Origin of the sequence: Peribacillus sp. TH14 (assembly GCF_016651145.1) — a bacterium.
In the GTDB taxonomy this organism is placed as follows: domain Bacteria; phylum Bacillota; class Bacilli; order Bacillales; family DSM-1321; genus Peribacillus; species Peribacillus butanolivorans.
On sequence record NZ_JAEKEK010000001.1, the window covers coordinates 2746574 to 2763233 of the forward strand.

Annotated in this window: 12 protein-coding genes; 3 read left to right on the forward strand and 9 right to left on the reverse strand. The window is 40.1% G+C overall.

Annotation, left to right across the window (positions count from 1 at the left end; all coding sequences use genetic code 11):
- Window positions 1–875 precede the first annotated feature (875 nt).
- Window positions 876–1820, forward strand: coding sequence for a hypothetical protein (locus JFU50_RS13400; RefSeq protein ID WP_342366278.1), 945 nt, complete (start codon window positions 876–878; stop codon window positions 1818–1820).
- Between the two features lie 95 nt (window positions 1821–1915).
- Here JFU50_RS13400 and JFU50_RS13405 read toward each other — a convergent pair whose 3' ends face one another.
- From JFU50_RS13405 to JFU50_RS13415, 3 genes are all read right to left on the reverse strand, one after another.
- Window positions 1916–2530 carry a hypothetical protein gene (locus JFU50_RS13405; RefSeq protein ID WP_201222862.1) on the reverse strand — a complete coding sequence of 205 codons (615 nt, stop codon included), beginning with the start codon at window positions 2528–2530 and terminating at the stop codon, window positions 1916–1918.
- A 165-nt stretch (window positions 2531–2695) separates the two neighbouring features.
- The gene (locus tag JFU50_RS13410; RefSeq protein ID WP_201222863.1) at window positions 2696–3196 is read right to left on the reverse strand and encodes a spore coat protein; all 501 of its coding nucleotides are present in this window, start codon (window positions 3194–3196) and stop codon (window positions 2696–2698) included.
- A gap of 463 nt (window positions 3197–3659) precedes the next feature.
- The gene (locus JFU50_RS13415; RefSeq protein ID WP_201222864.1) at window positions 3660–4562 is read right to left on the reverse strand and encodes a LysR family transcriptional regulator; all 903 of its coding nucleotides are present in this window, start codon (window positions 4560–4562) and stop codon (window positions 3660–3662) included.
- Window positions 4563–4696: 134 nt separating this feature from the next.
- Between JFU50_RS13415 and gltB the strand changes: the two genes are divergently transcribed.
- Together gltB and gltD are read left to right on the forward strand one after the other, a co-directional pair.
- Entirely contained in the window at window positions 4697–9247 is a 4551-nt protein-coding gene (gene gltB / locus JFU50_RS13420) for a glutamate synthase large subunit (protein WP_201222865.1), read from the forward strand.
- A 16-nt stretch (window positions 9248–9263) separates the two neighbouring features.
- Window positions 9264–10745 carry a glutamate synthase small subunit gene (gltD, locus tag JFU50_RS13425; protein WP_201222866.1) on the forward strand — a complete coding sequence of 494 codons (1482 nt, stop codon included), beginning with the start codon at window positions 9264–9266 and terminating at the stop codon, window positions 10743–10745.
- A gap of 241 nt (window positions 10746–10986) precedes the next feature.
- Here the strand turns inward: gltD and JFU50_RS13430 are convergent, their stop codons facing one another.
- From JFU50_RS13430 to JFU50_RS13455, 6 genes are all read right to left on the reverse strand, one after another.
- Window positions 10987–12330, reverse strand: coding sequence for an MmgE/PrpD family protein (locus JFU50_RS13430; protein WP_201222867.1), 1344 nt, complete (start codon window positions 12328–12330; stop codon window positions 10987–10989).
- A 17-nt stretch (window positions 12331–12347) separates the two neighbouring features.
- Window positions 12348–13103 (reverse strand): amino acid ABC transporter ATP-binding protein, encoded by a 756-nt coding sequence (locus tag JFU50_RS13435; protein WP_201186964.1) that lies wholly within the window; start codon window positions 13101–13103, stop codon window positions 12348–12350.
- Window positions 13104–13107: 4 nt separating this feature from the next.
- Window positions 13108–13779: an amino acid ABC transporter permease gene (locus JFU50_RS13440; RefSeq protein WP_201186962.1), complete on the reverse strand. Its 672-nt coding sequence runs from the start codon at window positions 13777–13779 to the stop codon at window positions 13108–13110.
- 23 nt (window positions 13780–13802) lie between these two features.
- On the reverse strand, window positions 13803–14603 hold the full coding sequence (locus JFU50_RS13445; protein WP_201186960.1) for an amino acid ABC transporter substrate-binding protein: 801 nt from the start codon (window positions 14601–14603) through the stop codon (window positions 13803–13805).
- Between the two features lie 20 nt (window positions 14604–14623).
- The gene (locus JFU50_RS13450; protein ID WP_201222868.1) at window positions 14624–15157 is read right to left on the reverse strand and encodes a GNAT family N-acetyltransferase; all 534 of its coding nucleotides are present in this window, start codon (window positions 15155–15157) and stop codon (window positions 14624–14626) included.
- An 81-nt stretch (window positions 15158–15238) separates the two neighbouring features.
- A complete protein-coding gene (locus tag JFU50_RS13455) occupies window positions 15239–16567 on the reverse strand; it encodes an LLM class flavin-dependent oxidoreductase (protein WP_201222870.1) in 1329 nt (442 codons plus the stop codon).
- Window positions 16568–16660 lie beyond the last annotated feature (93 nt).

Consider the following 16660-nt stretch of genomic DNA (forward strand, 5'->3'; position numbering starts at 1 on the left):
CAAAAATTTAGACATATTGTTTTTTGACATTCTCTTTCACTACATTTAGTTTTCTGCATCAAGCGCATACCAAGTGGGTTATTGACATGACCTTTGAAATAACCCAAGTGTCAAAAATTCGGGATATAGTTCAGGGCGTTTTTTTTGTGCATTTTATCAAAAGGCATTAGGAATCAAACTGATTATAGCAAGATTCATTATTTTATATGATATCTAGGGCGGGATTTACGGGGGTCATTAAATCCGCCTTTTATTTGGTGTCCGAGAGAGCTTGCAATGACTACTGCTTTGCAAAGAAAAGGATGAGCTTCTTCAATTTAAAAATCTTCTTTCTATTTTTTTATTTTAAAAGATTACACTTAGAAATCTTTTTCTTCAATAGACTTTTTAAAGATGTTGAAAAATTGTCACAAACCTATCCGACATTGCATTAAAATGAACGCATACCCAACATTACTAAGCAGTTTCATTGTGATGGAGTGAGTGCATAATGGAAAAAAAGCAGCCATGTTCAAACGACGAGCAATGGCTGCTTTAGTTGGTAATTATCCATTAAAGATAAACTCATCTGGAATCCTGCCCAATTTTCTTCTGGGTATATATAACGGTTTATTAGCTGAATATCTAAAACCACGCCTATTAATTTTGTATGATCACCAGCTTCAACTTTTTTGAAGGACTGGTATTGCAGTACCTCATCCGGTCAAAAAACCTAGATTTCCTAAGCATGTTTATTCCTATAGGGTTCTCTAATTATTAGTAATAACTTGACTTATAATATTTGCCTAGTCACGCTTCCGTTCTATTCCCAACAGTGAATCATACAGTAGTGTAAAAAAACATTTCAAATGAATTGTTTTTAGTGGAGGTATGTAGTGAAGTTTATTGACAAAATTAATCCGTTTCACTATATATTCAGTAAACAAGAATCAACTTTAATTATGGGGGCTACATTTGAAAAGCAGGGTGATAAACAAACAGAAACAAGGGAGATAGGTAATGAATATAAAAAAGCAGATACTGAAAAGTATTTTCGCCCTTCATGTCGCTCTATCCTCAATGATCAGAAATTGGATTATAAGTTTTTTCAGCCGTATTATGAGAAAGCATTGGATAATATTATTCTTCCAGCATCCCTTATGAATTCACCTGAAAATACGCTTGTAAATTATTTCAGTATAATACGAGAGGCTGAAAATCTTACAGGTAATCAAGTAGGAGGCTGTGGAACGGTTGGGATGGCAAAAATCCCTTTTCCTATCGCTTATCATTTTTTTACAAAGGAGTATCAGAAGAAGGTACCCTATACAGCATACCTAATGTCTTTCAAAGGGATTGGTCATACTAATCTAATCAAATTAAATAAGCTTTCCGTCCAAAACCAATCCAAAACCACCCGATACTTTATTGAGCTTGAAACGATTGAGGGGTCACCAAAGGACCTTACTTATTTTGCCTATTATTATGGATATGTCACTATAAAAAATGAAAACAACATGTATAAAATAGAAGAAGTTACATTGATTGGAGAAGATTTTTTATGCGCTGCCTATCATCTTTGGCAGCATAATGCGGAAGCGGTCGTGGATATTGAGTATGGTAATTGGTGTAAACTTATTAAAAAAAGATGGCCAACAAAGCAGGAGGGATACGTTAAGAATATTGATAGTGTAGGTACCGATGGTAGCGAATATCGTTTTGTCTTTTATCAATTGACGAATGATTCTGATATCTTAATTGCTCAATATAAAAAGAATTCTAAAGGGAAATGGGATCTAATTAAAATTGATCCAGAAAAGTGCTTGAAGGAAAATAAATAATATTTATAGGATCTTAATCACAGGTTAAATTATATGAACGCCAAACAGTGTTGTTACAAGTTGGAGCAAACTTGTAACAACACTATCTATAAAGCTTATTTAGTAAATTCACTTCTCAGAAGATAGACAACATCGTAATCTTTTAATTCGTTTATGTGACTATCCATATCATTATAAAAATCCGTAGAAAGAGAATGCATGCCTTCATGTCCGCTTGAATAGCAAATACTCGCTAATACGAGCTTGTTTGTTTTCAGCATATTTATCGTTTCAATACTACCGGTTACGATGGAATCTTTCTCTTCAATCTTTTCTAAATAAGTAGCTGTAGACACACCATCATCACTTTGAATACTGATATTAAACATCGATAGATTTTGTTTTTCGGGCGTTTTAGATGTTGTAAAGATGATCGTACCATTATCTTTAATCCCAGTTGTCATGAGGCCCATTTCATCTTCAACAAGTTTGCCAGCTTCATATTTTTCGACCCAAACGGACATCTTCTTATATGTATCATCAACATCAAAATCGATAAGAAAGGAGTGTTCACTTGTATTCGTAAGGATGGACTTTTCTCTTTCGGTCAACTTAGAAACAGAAAGAGAATTCTCAGATTTAGGATCAGCATTCTTACAGGCAACTAAAGAAAATGAGAGCAGGGATATCATGATTGATAGAAATACTTTTTTTATTATTTTCTCCCCCAAAATTTAATTCGTAATCCAATAATAAACAATTATTTAATATTATAACATATTAATGGAGCTCATCTGTCCCATAGTTTGCAATTGAAACTACTGGACCCAGCAATTTAACGGAAAGTGAGAAAAAGGCAAGCGGACACCCATTCGGTGCACTTACCTTTTTTGTGTTTAGAATTGTTGGGAAAGAGCCTTATTAGCTACATTCACGTCATTTTGAAGCAGTTGATTAAAGTCATAAGCAGGATATAGGTTTCTTTCGTATAGATAGTTGAAAATTTTGGCATGGTTATCAATAGCTCCATTTAAATGCTTTTTAAATACTTTTCGAAGGGAAGGAGTGGCCGTTTCAGTTAAGGCAGTAGCATAATTGTTGATAGATGATTTGGCCAAGCCTAGCAAATCTCCGGCAGCCGTGGCTGATATATTGTCTCTTTGTTCCTCCTCCTCATCATCCCTCTCTGTTTTAGGTGCCAACGGATAAAATTTTAGCAACTCCATAATATTTTGAGTTAGTGTATCAATCATTTGCTTGTAAATCGTTTTTAAAATGGGATCTTTTACTTTTGGATAAGCTTTTTTCAATTTCATAAGTGCATTGGACTGGGCGGCGACCAATTCATGAAGTTCAAGTGTTTCGTGCCAAGCAAGGTGTGAATGAGTGGGTTTCATATAAACTCCTCCTGAACAAATAATCTTGATACGTTATTCGTAAAGTGGGCTCTTGGTAAGTTGTCTTTTGAAAAAAGATGAGTAAAATCGTCCAGCATTTTAGCTTAGATTACTTATCGAGAAACGCTTTCCGTTTTTTCAACGGCAAGCTTGATCAAACTCCGAAATAAAGGCAGAACAAGAAAAAGACAGTGGTCTCGGCAACTCAGGATTGAAATCCTGCGTGCATCGGTTAACTGTCTTTTTACCTCAAATTTCCTATCTTCAATCACACTGATCTACTGATCATTAATCCAATTGACTAAATTGCCAGTTTTGGAAGAAGGGTGATTTTTCAAAAGTTCCATCATTTCAATCACATATTTAATCCATTTTCAATATACTCTCAATATTGAAGTGGAAATAGGCTATGCAAGAGCTATGCATTGAGTAAGTATCATTCATTTATATTATTCTGAAATAATTATTGGTACTGCTCTAGAATCGAGAAAAACTTTTTGACAAACTGATAAAATACCTTTTCGGAAGGAGCCAAATCCCTGTTTTTAGGTGTGATGATACCAACTGTCCGCTTGACGTCAGGTGTATCAATCGGGATTTTTACAGTTAGTCTGGGAATTACTTCATAAAAGGTACTGTCAGGTAGAAGGCTGACTCCGATTCCCGCTGATACGAGTCCTTTTATGGAATCCATATCTTCACCTTCTGAGGCAATGATCGGTGTGAATCCTGCTTGCTTGCATGCATCGATTGCTATGCTATGGAGAATATATCCTTTTGGAAACAATACGAATGGAACGTCTCGTAAGTCGCTAAGTCGCAAACTCTTCTTATCAGCTAATGGATGAGAGATGGGAAGTAAAGCAGAAATGTTTTCTGTGAATAAAATATGGCCTTCGATATCTGGATCTTGTGTTGGAACTGGGCCAAGAAAGGCTAATCCGATTTCGCGGTTTTTGACAGCTTCCTTTAATGCGGAATACGAACCCTGTCTTAAGTGGAACCCGATATTCGGCTGCTCATCTTTAAATGCGGAAATAACGGTAGGTAATAATTGGGTGGAGAGACTTGTAGGAAAGCCGATCTTAATTGTTCCATGTTCAGGGTCTAAAAATTCTTCTATTTGATCTTTTGCATATTCTATCGCCTTTATTGCCGTTTTTGCATGGATTAAGAATATTTTACCAATAGGAGTTAACTGAATATTACGGCCTGCTTTTTCAAATAAAAGGACCCCAAGTTCATCTTCTAGTCTGGCGATCTGCCGGCTGATTGCTGATTGTGCGATATGCAGGTGCGCTGCGGCTTCAGAGACATGTTCTCTTTCAGCGACTTCAACAAAATAACGTAATTGACGTAGTTCCATTTATTCATCCTCCATTTATCTATCTCAATATGAGATGGATTTTAATAGAATTATATATTGTTTATATTGATTTGAAAACCTAGAATTAAATGTAAGTGAAATAACGGTATAAGAATACGATGGGGGCGATTAATATGACATACAATCAAATACCAAAGGCACAAGGTCTCTACCATCCTGAATTTGAACATGATGCATGTGGGATCGGTTTATACGCTCATTTAAAAGGGCTTGCTACACATGACATCGTCAAACAAGGACTAAAGATGCTGTGTCAATTAGATCATCGTGGAGGACAAGGAAGCGATCCCCTTACAGGAGATGGCGCAGGATTAATGGTGCAAATTCCTGATAAATACTTCAGACTGGCATGCCCGGAAATGAATTTGCCAGCTAAAGGGCGCTATGGTGTGGGGATGCTCTTTTTCTCAAACAATGATTTGGAACGGAATGAGATTGAAGCACGTCTAAATGCATTTATAGAACAAGAGGGACAAACGCTTTTAGGCTGGAGAACGGTTCCCGTGGATGTAGCAAAAATCGGAGAGGTCGGCAAGGAGACATGTCCGACGATCCGCCAAGTATTCATTGGGGCTAGTGAGGAGATATCCGACGATTTAGCTTTTGAACGTAAACTATTCATTATTAGAAAACAAGCCGAAAACTGGGCTCGTGAACGTGGTAATCGTTTTTATTTTGCTAGTCTTTCAAGTACTACGATTGTGTACAAAGGATTGTTGACACCAGAGCAGGTAGATGCTTTTTATCTTGATCTTCAACAAGAGGATTTTGTGTCGGCTTTTGCTTTAGTGCATTCCCGCTTCAGTACAAATACATTTCCAAGTTGGGAACGGGCACATCCAAACCGTTACCTGATTCATAATGGTGAAATCAATACGCTTAGAGGAAATGTAAACTGGATGAAAGCGCGTGAACAGCAGTTTGTTTCAGAAGCATTTGGAGATGATTTGCAAAAGGTCCTTCCTATATTAGATATAGATGGAAGTGATTCTTCGATTCTTGATAATGCACTTGAGTTCTTCGTACTTGCAGGTCGTAAACCGGCGCATGCAGCCATGATGCTTATTCCTGAACCATGGACGGAAAACCCACATATGACGAAGGAAAAGAAGGCTTTTTACGAATATCATAGCATGCTGATGGAACCGTGGGATGGTCCAACGGCGATTTCCTTTACGAACGGGAAACAAATTGGAGCCATTTTAGATCGTAATGGTTTAAGACCAGCACGATATTATGTGACCAAAGATGATTACATCATTTTCTCCTCTGAAGTCGGCGTGATCGATGTGGAGCCGGAGAATGTATTATATAAAGATCGTTTAAGCCCAGGTAGAATGCTTTTACTAGATTTAGAGGAAGGCCGCATTATTTCAGATGAAGAAATCAAATCCGAAATGGCACAGGAATACCCCTACCAGCAATGGCTGGATGAGCAGCTTGTTCAATTAAATAACGAAGAACATGTGGTTGAAGAGGAACTGTTGTCTGATTTGCTTTTCCGACAAAAAGCGTTTGGCTATACGTATGAAGATGTTCAAAAATATCTACTGCCGGTTATTAAGGAAGGTAAAGATCCATTAGGTTCCATGGGGAATGACATCCCGCTTGCGGTCTTATCTGACCGTCCGCAATCGTTATTCAACTATTTCAAGCAATCCTTTGCACAGGTAACCAATCCGCCAATCGATTCGCTTCGTGAGCAAATTGTCACGTCAACGATGACTTTCTTAGGTGCGGAAGGAGATCTTCTGAAGCCAAATGAAACAAATAGCCGCCGGATTCAATTGGATTCACCTGTTTTGACGCCAGGTCAGATGAAGCAGCTAAAAGAAAATGTATATCCGGAATTCAAAAGCAAGGTCATTCAAACTCTATTTTCAGAAGATTTAGAGAGCGAACTGGATCGAATCTGCCGTGAAGCAGAACAAGCGATTGCTGAAGGTGTTAGTCTCTTAATTTTGTCTGACAAAAATATGAGCAAAGAAAAGGCTGCTATACCTTCCTTGTTGGCTGCGAGCGCCCTTCATCAAGAGCTTATTCGTCATGGAAATCGTACGAAAGTGAGCATTATCGTTGAAACAGGAGAAACAAGGGAAGTGCATCACTTTGCGGCACTTATCGGGTATGGGGTAGATGCCATTTATCCGTATCTTGCCTTTGAAACATACAAGCAGGCTGTATCAGAAGGCAGTTTATCCATCAGCTACGAAGAAACGGTAAACAAATACGTTCGCTCCTTAACAGAAGGCATCGTAAAAGTGATGTCGAAAATGGGTATTTCAACGATTCAAAGTTATCGCGGAGCTCAAATTTTCGAAGCGGTAGGAATCAGTGCAGATGTGATTGAACGTTATTTCAATGGTACGGCTTCACAGCTTAGCGGGATTGAGCTAGAAACTATCGCAGAAGAAGCGTTAATTCGTCACCAAAATGCTGCAGCAGATTCTTATGATCAGACGCTTGAAAGCGGAAGTGACTTTCAGTGGAGAAAAACAGGGGAACATCATGCTTTCAACCCCAAAACGATTCATACACTTCAATGGGCTTGCCGAAAAGGTGACTACAGTTTATTTAAACAATATTCAAACTTGGCGAATGAAGAGAGACTCGGGTTTTTACGTAATTTATTCTCATTCGATCAGAAGCGCCAAAGTATCTCTATAGATGAAGTGGAATCCGTAGAATCCATCGTCAGCCGATTTAAAACAGGGGCGATGTCATTTGGCTCTTTGAGTCAGGAAGCACATGAAACATTAGCGATTGCGATGAACCGTTTAGGCGGAAAAAGCAATAGCGGTGAAGGCGGAGAACATCCAAGCCGATATCAATTGGATGAAAACGGTGATAACCGCCGCAGTGGGATTAAGCAAATTGCATCTGGGCGTTTTGGTGTGAAAAGTCATTACCTTGTCAATGCAGATGAGCTTCAAATTAAAATGGCGCAAGGTGCGAAGCCAGGTGAAGGTGGTCAGCTGCCGGGGAACAAAGTCTATCCGTGGGTTGCTGAAGTTCGTGGCTCTACACCGGGTGTTGGTCTGATTTCACCACCACCACATCATGATATCTACTCGATTGAAGATTTGGCACAGTTAATTCATGATTTGAAAAATGCAAATCGCGATGCACGGATCAGCGTCAAGCTTGTTTCTAAAGCAGGTGTTGGCACGATCGCAGCAGGTGTGGCCAAGGGTGCTGCAGATGTTATTGTTATCAGTGGATATGACGGCGGTACAGGTGCTTCGCCTAAAACGAGTATTAAACATACAGGTCTTCCTTGGGAGCTAGGCCTTGCAGAAGCACACCAAACGTTGATGCTGAACGGCCTGCGTAGTCGTGTAATCCTTGAGACAGATGGAAAGTTAATGACGGGACGCGATGTAGTTATGGCAGCGATCCTTGGGGCGGAAGAGTTTGGTTTTGCAACTGCACCACTTGTTGTCCTTGGATGTGTAATGATGCGTGCTTGCCATTTGGATACATGTCCGGTCGGAGTTGCCACGCAAAATCCTGAGCTCCGCAGTAAATTTGCAGGAGATCCGGATCATGTTGTAAATTTCATGCGCTTCATCGCTGAGGAAGTTCGTGAAACAATGGCTGAGCTTGGTTTTAGAACATTGGAGGAAATGGTTGGCCGCACCGATGTTTTACAAGTGAGTGAACGCGCTCAAAAGCATTGGAAAGCTAAACATCTGAACTTAACGACACTTCTTTTCCAACCAGAGGGCATTCGTACTTTCCAACGTCCTCAAAATCATAAAATTGAAGAATCCTTAGATATTCGGGAGATCTTACCGGCTGTGCAACCTGCTTTAGATGATCAATCCCAAGTGGATGTTAGCTTCCCGATTACGAACGTGAACCGTGTAGTCGGAACGATTGTCGGTAGTGAAGTATCCAAACGTTATGGAGAAGAAGGGTTGCCTGAAGATACGATTACACTCCGTTTCACAGGATCAGCAGGCCAAAGTTTTGGTGCATTCATTCCCAAAGGCATGTCGATGTATTTGACAGGCGATGTCAATGACTATGTTGGGAAAGGTTTATCCGGCGGTAAAATCATTGTCACGGCACCAACTGGTAATCAGATTGAGGCAGGAGATAATGTCATTGCCGGAAATATCGCCTTATACGGCGCAACAAGCGGCGAAGCATACATTAATGGCCGTGCTGGAGAACGCTTTGCGGTTAGGAACAGCGGTGTCAATGTCGTTGTTGAAGGAATCGGCGACCACGGCTGTGAGTATATGACAGGCGGGCGAGTGGTAATTCTAGGGGATGTCGGCAAAAACTTTGCTGCAGGTATGTCAGGCGGTATCGCTTATGTACTTGCAGATAATGCAGAAGAATTTAAGGCATTATGCAATGTAGAAATGATAGAATTCGAGACACTTGAGGATATAAATGATGTGAACGAAGTAAAAGAAATGCTCCATAGCCATCTACATTATACAGAGAGCGCCAAAGCTTCTTATGTACTGGAGAATTGGGACGATTTCGTTAAGAAATTTGTAAAAGTCATTCCAAAAGATTACAAACGGATGATGAAAAGTATCGAAGAGCAAAAGCATGCAGGTCTGACGGACGAAGAAGCGATTATGAGTGCATTTCAAGCAAATGCCGTTCAAGATAAAAAAACCACAAAACAAGCTGTGATGCAGTAAGGAAGGGGAGAGAAAGATGGGAAAAGCAACAGGATTTATGGATTATCCGCGAGAAAAGCCAAAAGACCGGAATCCTCTCACTCGTTTAAGCGACTGGAGAGAGTATACAGCTCCTTTCTCTGATGAAAAGTTAAGTACACAGGGAGCGCGGTGTATGGACTGCGCCACCCCTTTCTGCCATATGGGCATGGAATTGAACCGAGTCACAACGGGCTGCCCGATTCATAATCTGATTCCAGAGTGGAATGATTTGGTTTACCGCGGCAGATGGAAAGAAGCATTAGACCGTTTAACGAAAACGAATAATTTCCCTGAGTTCACGGGCCGCGTTTGTCCGGCCCCTTGTGAAGGGTCTTGTACGGTTGCGATTAATGATCCTGCTGTTGCCATCAAAAACATCGAACGTACTATAATCGATAAAGGGTTTGAAAATGGCTGGATCACACCTCGAATCCCCGAATATAGGACCGGAAAGAAAATTGCTATCATCGGTTCAGGACCTGCTGGATTAGCAAGTGCTGATCAGTTAAATCAAGCAGGTCATTCGGTCACGGTTTATGAGCGTTCAGACCGTGCAGGCGGGCTATTAACATACGGCATTCCGAACATGAAGCTTGAAAAAGATGTCGTTGCGCGTCGAATCAAATTATTGAACCAGGAAGGTATCGATTTCGTCACGAATACGGAAATTGGAAAAGACATTTCATCTGAAGAACTGCAAAATCAATATGATGCAGTTATCCTATGTACAGGTGCTCAAAAGCAACGTGACTTAGTAATTGAAGGGCGCGAAGCAAAAGGCATTCACCTAGCGATGGATTACCTAACGACTTCGACTAAAAGCTTGTTGGATTCCAACTTTGAAGATGGTCAATTTTTAAATACAAAAGGTAAAGATGTCATTGTAATTGGTGGAGGAGACACAGGCGCTGACTGTGTTGCTACTGCTCTTCGCCAAGAATGTAAGAGTGTCGTACAGTTCGGGAAGCATCCTATCCTGCCGACAGCTCGGACTTCCGATAATATGTGGCCAGCCTACCCGAATGTATTTTCACTTGAATATGCGTATGAAGAAGCGGAAGCGAAATTTGGTGCAGATCCGCGCCAATATTCAATCCAAACTAAAAAAATCGTCGCGGATGAAAATGGCAACGTAAAAGAACTGCATACGATTTCAATGGAAAAAATTAAAGGGGAAGATGGAGTATACATTTTTAAAGAAATCCCGGGAACGGAAAAAGTATGGCCTGCACAATTTGTATTCATCGCAATCGGATTTGAAGGAACAGAACAGCCGCTTTTAACTCAATTTGGTGTAGAAACCGTCAATCAAAAAATTGATGCAGTCTATGGCGAATACAGAACGAATGTCGAAGGTGTTTTTGCTGCTGGAGACGCAAGAAGAGGACAAAGCCTAATTGTTTGGGCCATCAATGAAGGCCGTGAAGTAGCAAGGGAAGTAGACCGCTACTTGATGGGTTCGTCGGTATTACCTTAAACAGAAAAAAGAAGTGCCATAAAAACGATTATGGCGCTCCTTTTTTTGTTGGCTGGTGAATTCACGAGTAAATTAGTGAAACTCACGAGTAAATCAGTAAAATTCACGAGTAAAGGAACAAAACTCACGAGTAAATCAGTAAAACTCACGAGTAAATTCACTTAGGATTAATGAGCAGCCAATATTGCTAGGTATACAAAATAGGCGAACAGTATATAAACACTGTCCGCCTAAAATACTATCATTCAGCTTCTGTAGTTGCTTCTTGAAAAACACCAAGTTCTGTGTGAGTTAGTGCATGGACAGATGCAATTATTTTTTCTGTCTTTACGTCATCTCCTACGGCTTGAAGCAATTTCTCTTTTAGTTGGGATTTAGTTAAAGGATTCCCAGGACTTCCTTTAGGTGTATCGATTCGTTTCGAAAGCACATCCCCACTTGTTGTGGTCACGTTCACAATTGTAAATCGTCCCACTGGGAGTGCTGTCTTTGAAGGCTTGGTCGTTACATCTATCTCTCTAGTTACTTTCTGAAAAGATTTTCTCCATGAAGATGGAATAGGTGTCGATTCAAAAGATGAAAAGGTCAGCGGTTTGCCTGAGAGCGCGAGCCATACTATATACTCGATCGAAAATCTTCCTTCTTCACCAGTCGCGGGGTTACGATGTATCAAAGCGGAATCACCATTTGGAGGAAAGCAAACACTCACCGATTGAATATCTTCATCCGACAAATCGTACTTCTTTTGTAAAAAAACAGCTGCTTCCACGCCATGTGCAGCAGCAGAACAAAAAGGGTACTGTTTAAACCATAACCCTGGTGTAACGATACGCCATGTCTTTCCCCAATTTACTGTCAAATCGGGAACTCCATTATCCGCATATACCTCAAAGAAACCGTTCTTTCCATTTAAGAAGTCTGGGTTGCTATGTAATCCCGCACGAATCCAATCCGCTGAATCCACAGCGTTTTTAGCAGCAATTCCTACATGGAGTGGCTTTACCACAGTACCAAACTGAAGCCGAAGACCCGCCGATTGCGTAGCGGCCAGACTCATCGTTTCAGCTATTAAACGTGGAGGATATTCCCGTAAGTATGCAATCGCCCCAGCAGCAGCTATCACGCCTAGTGTAGCTGTATTATGCCAACCTTTTGTATAATGATAGGGGTTCATAGCTTCGCCAAACCGAGCCATAATCTCCACACCAATCACATAGGCAGCTAAAAAACGATTCCCGGGCATTTCTGGTTCTCCCACCGCTAACAAAGCAGACAAAATGACTGCGCTTGGATGGCCTCTTACATCTGAATGTACATCATCATAATCTAGTAAATGAGCTTGAAAGCCATTGAAGAGTGCTGCTTGGGCCCTTGTTGCTTGAATGTCACTTCCAATCAAGTAACTCTTTCCATTTCCGCCTTCATCCAAAATGATTTGTTTTAAAATCGTAATCTCTTTCTCAGATTTTGTTTGATAGGAAACAGCTAGATAATCAAGCATTCCTTCGATGGCAGCATTTTTTACCAACTCATTTTCCAAAGGATTAGAATAATAGATCGCTTCTTCTAACATTTCCGTGTTCATCCACACCACTTCCTTTTTTACCTGGCTGCTCCGTCTGATTCATCTCCCATTTGCCGTAAAAAACGCTGCGTTCTCGGATTAAGAGAATGGTCAATTACTTGTTCTGGGGTGCCTTGTTCGATAATATGTCCATCAGCCATGAAAATGACATGGTCCGCGACTTCCTTCGCAAATTGCATTTCGTGCGTCACAATCACCATAGTGGTATCTTCTTTTGCCAACTCCCGTATTACTTGCAAAACCTCATTAACCAATTCAGGGTCAAGAGCGGAGGTAGGTTCATCAAATAAAATGGCATGTGGCTTTACAGCTAAAGCTCTAGCGATGCTAACACGCTGCTGTTGTCCACCAGATAAGGTAGCGGGGTATTGTTTTGCCTGTTTTTCTAAGCCAACCCGTTTCAATAAATCCTCGCCGATTTGAATGGCTTCCTCTTTTTTCATCTTTTTGCTGACAAGCAACGCTTCAATCACGTTTTTTAAGGCCGTTTTATTTTTAAATAGGTTATAGTGTTGGAATACCATCGCTGTTTGCTGTCTTAATTGATACGCGTCTCTCTCTTTATATTTTTGGGTATCCAATTTTACATCCTTGATTTCTATGGTGCCGCTGTTGGGCTTTTCCAACAAGTTCAGACAGCGTAATAACGTTGATTTTCCAGAACCCGAAGGACCAATAATGGCGACAACTTCCCCGGTTTTTATATCCAAGTTAATATCGTTCAATACTTGTTTATCATCAAAATGTTTGGTTAAGTTTCTTACTTTTATCATATGATCACCTTCTAAGTGGTTTGCTGAGCCAAATCTCCAGATATTTTTGTATCCAAGAATAAAGAATAACCAATAGCCAGTAAATCAAGCCAACCACCAAATACGTCTCGAAAAAGCGCATGTTAGCGGATGCAATCATTTTTCCCTCTGCAAATAGTTCCGTGATTCCTAATGTAAAGGCAAGGGACGTTTCTTTAATCAAAGATATAAATGTATTTCCTGTTGCTGGCAATGCATTTAAAGCAGCCTGTGGTAAAATGATTCGCGAGTAAATCTGCACTCGTTTCATGCCAGTTGCAAGGCCCGCTTCCATCTGCCCTTTGTCCACGGAATTCAATCCAGCTCGGAAAATTTCTGCTAAATAGGAGGATTCTTTCAAACTAAATCCAATGATCGCCGCCGTGATTGCTTCCATCGTTGACAACGACGGGAATAACTGTGGTAAACCGTAGTAAATGATGAATAAAAGTACCAATGTTGGCATCCCTCGAAATAAAGAGATATATAAGCCTGCCAAATGGGTGATTCCAAAAATAGTACTATTTCTTATTAAGGCTACTACAAGTCCGATAATAATGGCTAAAACCATCGAAATGATGGCTAAAACCAGAGTGATCGGAATAAATTTTGCGATTTGTAGGGAAATTTCCAACATATATTGTAAATCAAAATTCATAATGCTTTAAAACCTCCGCTATGTTATTCGCCGGAATTCGTGGTGATATCTTCACCAAAATATTTATTGGATAGCTTCGCTAATGTACCATCTTCTTTAAGTTTTTTTATTTCTGTCGTGAATTCTTCATTTAATTTTTTTCCCTTTTCTGTCTTGGGAAATGGATATCCTACATTTTCATAGGCAACTGGATCACCGACTAGTTTTAACGGAAGATCATTTTTCTTTATTTCTGCAACTAGGATTGGGCGGGAATTGATATATCCATCAACACGGTTGTTAATGGCATCTTGCATTGCGCCATCCCGAGTTTCATAGGTTCGTATTTTGATATCGCCGTTTTTATCATATTTTTCTAGGTTCGCAACGTTATTAGACCCCAACACACCGGAAACGGTTTTGCCTTTAAGATCAGCCAAACTTTTAATATCATTGTTTTTTGTGCTTGATACAATTTGTGCACCATAATAACTATATGGCTCTGTAAAATTAAATTGCTCTTGGCGTTCTGGTGTTATAGCAACCGCATTCGCAACGGTGTCTAATTTACCTGATCCCAATTGCCCCATTATCCCACTGAAATCAGAAGTGACCCACTCTACCTTGTATCCTAAATCCTTAGCGATGCGTTCTGTAACTTCTACGTCAAAACCAATTAATTTACCATCCTCTTGATAACCATTTGGATAGCTTTGGCCAGTTGACCCCACTTTGATTGTTTTTTGCAAGGAATCTTTTGCCGTATCCTCTTGTTTTGAATTGCCACATGCTGCAAGTACTACTATGAAAAGTAAAGAGAGTCCAAGGGAAAGGATTTTTTTCATCGTTGTTTTCCTCCTAATTATTAAATAGTTTGATTATGTTTTGCAGTCCAAGCTTGATATTGTTCCGGTTGCAATATTTTCCTCAAATATATCGTGAGATGACCTTTGCCTAAATCTTTTTGACCTATCTCTTCAAATCCACTTTTTTCGTACATTTCTTTTAGCCATGGATGATTATCCGCGGTTCCGAGTGTAACCGCGGGGGCTCTCAGTTGCTTCTTCAAAATTTCTTCTTCGAGCCATGACAGAACTTTTTTCCCTATGCCTTGACGCTTATATGCAGGGTTTGTAGCGAACCAGCCTATGTGTGGCAATACGAGCGGGCCAGGATTTGGGCCCCATGGTAACCGAATCGATACGGTGGAAATGAATGTCCCATTTTCCTCCAGAACATATACCTTATTTTCGGTTATGTGTTTAATCGCTTCCTCTCTTGTGGCTGTTGACGCAGAGAAGTGAATATCCAATTCTCGAATACTCGCATAAGCATCTAATGTTAAACGAAGAAATTTATCCACATCTTCTACTTGTACTTCACGAAATATTTGACTCATCTCGTACCTCCTATACTCTAGTAATTTCTTCTTCGGTGGGGTGGCTCTGTCTTTGCGAACCATCATCCAGGTGTAAGAAGTTTAAAAGTTATGAGAATATTGATTGACCGGTTTATCCAGGCCAAGATTCCCTCGTAATGTGTTACTTTCATATTTCGTACGGAAAATTCCTTTTGATTGCAGTTCAGGGACAACAAGTTCAACAAAATCTGTTAAAGAATCAGGTAATAGGGCTGGCATAATATTAAAGCCGTCAGCTGCATTTTCATTCACCCAATCTTCAATCTTATCCGCAATCTGCGTTGGTGTTCCAATTGCGATATGATGTCCACGTGAACCTGCAACCCATTGATATGTCTGACGTAATGTTAAATTTTCATTGGTCGCTCGTTTAACGATCAAATCATATTTACTTTGGATACTATCTACATTATCAGGCAATGAAATATCAGCAAACGGTGTATCCAAAGGGATACTCGAAAAATCCACATTTCCAAAATACCTTCCCATAATAGCCAACCCTATTTCGGGAATAATTAACTCCTGTAATGCCTCATACTTCTCTTTGGCTTCCTTCTCAGTCTGTCCCACAATCGGGAACAATCCTGGCATAATACTCAAGCTGCTTTTCTCCCGATTAAAAGCGGCCAAATGACTTTTTAACTCATTGTAAAATGAAATCGCGTCTTCCTTGTTCTCCTGCGCAGTAAAGACAATCTCTGCGTGCTTTGCTGCAAGCAATTGCCCATCGCCAGAAGAGCCTGCTTGTACGATAACCGGATGCCCTTGAGGAGAGCGAGAAACATTTAATGGTCCTTTTACAGTGAAGAACTCACCTTGATGATTGATTTCATGAAACTTGCTTTCATCAATAAATTGACCTGTTTCTTTATCAATAATCAACGTATCGTCTTCCCATGAGTCCCACAATTTCTTGGTAACTTCAACAAATTCAGTAGCTCTTTTATAACGTAGACTATGTTCTAGATGTTCTGATTTATTAAAATTTGCTGCTGTAGAGGCAAGGGACGTTGTGACTACGTTCCAGCCAGCACGGCCCGAGGTAATATGGTCTAAAGAAGCGAATCTTCTAGCAACATTAAAGGGTTCTTCGTAGGTGGTGGAGGCTGTTGAAACCAAACCAATATTGGAAGTCGCCGAGGCTAGATAAGATAACAGGGTCAATGGCTCAAATCGTGTCAGAATATTAGGGTGCGAGTCCTTTGCAACTGACAAACTATCTGCCAAAAATAATAAATCAAATAATCCTTTTTCTGCAGTCTGCGCTAACCCCTTAAAATAATCGATGTTCATATTAGCTTTCGGATTGGCGTTTGGATGTCTCCAAGAAGCAACGTGATGTCCTGTTCCAGCCAAAAATACACCTAGTTTTACTTTTTTCTTTTTCATGTGTCAATTACTCCTTTGTGTCTTCACTTTTAAACGCAGGGGATTTATAATATAAATATCCTTACTGGTTTACTCTGAATTATTGCTAAAATA

What these genes read in the sequence shown, in the direction of transcription:
- JFU50_RS13410 (WP_201222863.1), bottom strand. Translation starts at nt 3,196, where the DNA reads ATGAAACCCACTCATTCACACCTTGCTTGGCACGAAACACTTGAACTT.
- JFU50_RS13415 (WP_201222864.1), bottom strand. Translation starts at nt 4,562, where the DNA reads ATGGAACTACGTCAATTACGTTATTTTGTTGAAGTCGCTGAAAGAGAA.
- gltB (WP_201222865.1), top strand. Translation starts at nt 4,697, where the DNA reads ATGACATACAATCAAATACCAAAGGCACAAGGTCTCTACCATCCTGAA.
- gltD (WP_201222866.1), top strand. Translation starts at nt 9,264, where the DNA reads ATGGGAAAAGCAACAGGATTTATGGATTATCCGCGAGAAAAGCCAAAA.
- JFU50_RS13430 (WP_201222867.1), bottom strand. Translation starts at nt 12,330, where the DNA reads ATGAACACGGAAATGTTAGAAGAAGCGATCTATTATTCTAATCCTTTG.
- JFU50_RS13435 (WP_201186964.1), bottom strand. Translation starts at nt 13,103, where the DNA reads ATGATAAAAGTAAGAAACTTAACCAAACATTTTGATGATAAACAAGTA.
- JFU50_RS13440 (WP_201186962.1), bottom strand. Translation starts at nt 13,779, where the DNA reads ATGAATTTTGATTTACAATATATGTTGGAAATTTCCCTACAAATCGCA.
- JFU50_RS13445 (WP_201186960.1), bottom strand. Translation starts at nt 14,603, where the DNA reads ATGAAAAAAATCCTTTCCCTTGGACTCTCTTTACTTTTCATAGTAGTA.
- JFU50_RS13450 (WP_201222868.1), bottom strand. Translation starts at nt 15,157, where the DNA reads ATGAGTCAAATATTTCGTGAAGTACAAGTAGAAGATGTGGATAAATTT.
- JFU50_RS13455 (WP_201222870.1), bottom strand. Translation starts at nt 16,567, where the DNA reads ATGAAAAAGAAAAAAGTAAAACTAGGTGTATTTTTGGCTGGAACAGGA.